The sequence below is a fragment of the Flavihumibacter sp. CACIAM 22H1 genome, from assembly GCF_001601815.1.
Lineage (GTDB): Bacteria > Bacteroidota > Bacteroidia > Chitinophagales > Chitinophagaceae > Flavihumibacter.
In genome coordinates this window covers 1-4,396 of record NZ_LUKG01000106.1, presented here as the reverse complement: position 1 = coordinate 4,396, position 4,396 = coordinate 1, and the positions used below count along the sequence as shown (strand labels likewise).

Genomic DNA, 4,396 nt, shown 5'->3' with positions numbered 1-4,396 from the left:
ATAGCCACCTCCCAGTATATGGTTCAATAGTTTTTTACTGTCGCCGCGCGATACAATACCGCAGATTTCAAATTCCTCCAGCAAGTGGTAAGCCAATGCATGCGATGCCCCCATATTTCCGCATCCTACCACTAATACCCTTATTTTATGCATATTTTTTTCCGATTTTACAGATTCATTTTTTTGAGTTCTTCCACGGCATAATTAGCGGCCCTTGCCGTTAATGCCATAAAGGTAAGGGAAGGATTTTGGGTTCCGGTCGATGTCATACAGGCACCATCCGTCACAAATACATTTTTGCAGGCATGCATTTGGTTCCATTTATTTAGTAAAGAATCAGCCGGATCATGCCCCATCCGCACCCCGCCCATTTCGTGAATATCAAGGCCCGGAGCCTGCTTGGTATCAATGGTAGTTATGGATTGTACCCCCGCTTTCTCCAACATTTCCTGTCCTTGTTGCAGAAAATCAGCCAGTATTTTTTCATCGTTTTCATCATAGTCAACTGAAATGGACAAGCGGGGAATTCCCCAGGCATCTTTTTCTATTGGATCCAATTGAACCCGGTTCGATTGTTTGGGAATGGTTTCTCCCTGCATCATCATAAATACCTGCCAATTGCCTGGCTCAGCAACGTTCGCTGCCATCTCAGCCCCGATGCCATCTGCTCCTCTAGCAAAACCAGGTCGATACGCGCTGAAAAAACTCATATACCCCCGCTGAAAATCCATTTCCTGTTTTCGGACATTCCGAAAATTTGGCATCATTACCGCGCAGGGTCTTCTACCCTGATAATAGTCCGCCTCCATTCCTGGGATTGTGCCGGTTAGTTGTCCCCTGTAATTATGAAAAGCAATATGAGTGCCCAATAAACCATTGTCATTTCCCAAGCCGTTTGGGAAGCGTTTAGAGGTCGAATTCAACAGAATCAGGTTGGTATTGAGCGTAGCGGCCGTTACAAAAATGATCGCCGCTTTATATTCCCGTTGTTCTTTTGTAATGGTATCCACTACCAGCACGCCACTAGCTTTCTGTTTGGTTTCATCGTACAGTACAGCCTGCACTACGGAATTCGGAAGCAATTCGAGCTTACCAGTTTTTGCGGCCCAGGGAAGGGTGGCTGCATTGGAACTGAAATAACCACCAAAAGGACAGCCCCGTTCACATAAGGTTCTTGCCTGGCATTTTCCACGCCCCTGTTCGAAGTGAATAGGTTGGGGCTGAGTCAGGTGAGCACAACGACCTATTACCGGAAAGCGATCCTGGTAATTTTTTTGTATCGCTGCAGCAATAGATTTCTCGGCGCAATTCATTTCCCAGGGCGGCAGAAATTCTCCGTCTGGCAGGGTTTCCAATCCATCTTTATTTCCACTGATGCCGGTAAATTTTTCAACATGGCTGTACCAGGGGGCAATATCATCGTACCGGATCGGCCAGTCTACGGCAAACCCATCTCTGGCCGGCCCTTCAAAATCAAACCGGCTCCATCGTTGAGTTTGCCGGGCCCACAAAAGCGATTTTCCGCCTACCTGGTACCCCCTTATCCAGTCGAAGGGTTTTTCCTGCGTATAAGGATGCTCGTTATCTTTTACAAAAAAATGTGCTGAGCTTTCTTTTAGTGCATAACATTTGCTGGCAACCGGATTATCTTCAATAAATTTTTTGGTTAACTGGTTCCGGTGCGGGAACTCCCAGGGGTGCATCGTTGCAGTAGGATAATCTTTCAGGTGTTTTACATCGGGCCCTCGTTCGAGTAAAAGGGTTTTTAATCCCTTTTCGCATAATTCCTTAGCGGCCCAGCCTCCGCTGATACCGGAACCAATAACAATTGCATCGTAGGTAATAGCCATGCATAAATATACAACCCGATCTGATTCCGCTTTGTACCGGCAGCCACGAAAAAACATTCAACGCCTTTTATTGCCGTAGGGCCAGCAGGTCTGCCTGGGCTGATTCGACGGTAGGATACTGAAAGTTAAAACCGGATTGCAGCAGCTTTTCGGGCAGCACCCACCGACTTTTCAACAATAGCTCGGTTTCGGTTCCTATTAACCAGGCGCCTATTTCTAATAACCAGGCCGGGCATGGCAGTCCGAAAGGAAGTCCGACCGTATTTCGTACTACACGCATAAACTCCGACTGTTGTACCGGTTTAGGAGCGGTGCAGTTGATGGTGCCCTCCATTTCGGGATGCCTGCTTATCCAGTCAATAGCCCGGGCAGTATCCTGCTCATGGATCCAGCTAATCATTTGTCTGCCTGTTCCGATTTTACCACCCAGGCCCAAACGCGTTAAGTTCAGTAACCGGGGGAAGGCCCCGTCTGCACGTCCCAATACAATTCCCAGTCGAAGGGCTATTTTCCGCACCCCTGGAATTGGCTGCTGAAAAAACGTGGATTCCCAGGCTTTACAAACATCAATGGAAAAACCATAGCCTATTTCGCCGGTAGTATCATCCTGGGCCCGGTCTTCCGCGTACCTGTAGATAGTGGCTGAACTTATATTGATCCAGCAGGGGGGTGGGTTTTTCAAGCTGCTTAATACCGCATTCAACAACGCTGTAGGCACTAAACGAGATTGCAGAATTTCCGTTTTGTTTTTATTGGTATAGCGGCAGTTTACATTTTTACCACACAGATTTACCAGCAGCGTTGCGTTTTCTAATTCGTTTACCCAATCGCCTGCAGATCGGCCATCCCACCAAACCTTGCGAATTTGTCCTTTTGCGGCCTTAGCCTTCCTGGTTAACACCACCACTTCAGCCCCGGCACTTGCGTAAAACCGGGCAAGTACCCGGCCGAGATAACCGTCTCCGCCTGCCAGAATAATTTTTTCTGTTTTCATATAGGTCAGTTTATTATAAAAACGGCCAGTAATAACCGGTACATTATCCAACTGATGGAATACCCAACACCCATTTCCAGCAGGCTGCAGCGCCGGGCATGTTCCATCAACATTGCTGCTGCGGTAAGCAGGAAGGCGCCAGTGTACCAAAATGCGTTTGCTTGAGCGGCCTTCAAAATAAGCCCGATAAACAGCAGTGCTATGGCTCCCAGGAAAGAAACCACCATCATATTACCCAAATAGTCCCAGGCTTTTCTCGGAGCAACAATGGCAACGATGGCCCCCTGAAAAAGAAGCTGTCCGCCGCAAACCAGCAGTTCTCTAAACCAGGTTCCCCTGGGCACTAAAGGGGACAGTTCAGCACCATACCAGTGCAGAATTACCGAAATCAACAACCAGGAAAAAACGAGCCAGGAAGCTCTGTATCCTTTGTGAAAGGCCGGCATCAACGTTGCTTTTTCTGCTCCAATAGCCACCGGTAAAAAAATACGTCGATTGTACGAAATAAATCCATACAGGATCTTCATAACACCCACAAACCATCGACTCGAAAAAAGCGGTCGAAAAACCGGCCATGCATTTCCGAGAATCTTAAGCAAGCTCTCTATTCCATAATATACTTCTCCGGTAGCGGAATTGACCAATGCTATTTCGTTCACCGCTCTTTGTCGATCCACATACGGTTCACATTGAGCGGGCATTTCCTGGTAAGCGGCCCTGCCCTGTTTTTCCAACATACCCGAATGCACAAATGCGTTGGTATAAACCCGGCAAAGGGGGCAAACGGCATCGTATAGAATGATAAATCCGTGCAGTGTTTTCATACAAGTGATTTATAGCCCAAACATACTGAAATCTCTCTAACTTTCAAATATTTCTGAAAGTTTAAATCATACAAATTAAATTAATCCGGGGATGCCCTAAATTGCTTCAAATTGTGCTGTTATGCCTACGAATATTAAGTGCCCGAACTGCGGCCATGAATTTCCGCTGGAAGAAGCGCTGAACGATGAACTGAAGGAAGCAATCGAAAAGGAAAAGCAGGAACTACGGGAAAAGATGCTGGAATACCGTCGGCAAAAGGAGGAAGAACTGAAGAAAAAAGACGAAGCCTTTGAGTTATTCAAACGACAGCAGGAGGCAGGTTTCCGGCAGCAGCTTGACGTAGAACTAAAAAAACAGAATGAGCAGTTGGAAGCATCGATCCGGCAAAGCCTGCAGACAGATTTTGAGAACCGGTTGACACTGCTGCAGGACAATAACCGAGCCATTGAAGAGAAGCTGAAAGCAGCCCGCCTTAAGGAACTTGATTTTTTACGGAAAGAGCAGGAACTGAAAACAAAGGAAGAAGAACTGGAGCTGAGTTTGCAGCGAAAATTACAGGAAGAACGCAGCCGCTTATCGGACGAACTCCGCAAGATGGAGGAGCAAAAAACTGCGGCACGGGAATCGGAATTTCAGTTGCGCTTGAAGGAACTGGAGAAACAGTTGGAAGACCAGAAAAAGCTGGCTGAAGAAATGAAACGCAAGGCCGAGCAGGGCAGTATGCAAT

General features: G+C 47.1%; 3 protein-coding genes and 1 pseudogene. 1 reads left to right on the top strand and 3 read right to left on the bottom strand.

Going from position 1 to position 4,396, the window contains the following annotated elements:
- Positions 1-167: 167 nt before the first annotated feature.
- The 3 genes from A1D16_RS19685 to A1D16_RS19675 form a co-directional block, all read right to left on the bottom strand.
- Complete coding sequence (locus tag A1D16_RS19685; RefSeq protein ID WP_290712718.1) at positions 168-1,850, bottom strand: GMC family oxidoreductase; 1,683 nt, start codon at positions 1,848-1,850, stop codon at positions 168-170.
- Between the two features lie 67 nt (positions 1,851-1,917).
- Entirely contained in the window at positions 1,918-2,844 is a 927-nt protein-coding gene (locus A1D16_RS19680; RefSeq protein WP_290712716.1) for a TIGR01777 family oxidoreductase, read from the bottom strand.
- Between the two features lie 5 nt (positions 2,845-2,849).
- Complete coding sequence (locus A1D16_RS19675; protein ID WP_290712714.1) at positions 2,850-3,668, bottom strand: hypothetical protein; 819 nt, start codon at positions 3,666-3,668, stop codon at positions 2,850-2,852.
- 121 nt (positions 3,669-3,789) lie between these two features.
- Between A1D16_RS19675 and A1D16_RS19670 the strand changes: the two are divergent.
- Positions 3,790-4,396, top strand: a pseudogene (locus tag A1D16_RS19670) (DUF2130 domain-containing protein); the annotation flags it as partial.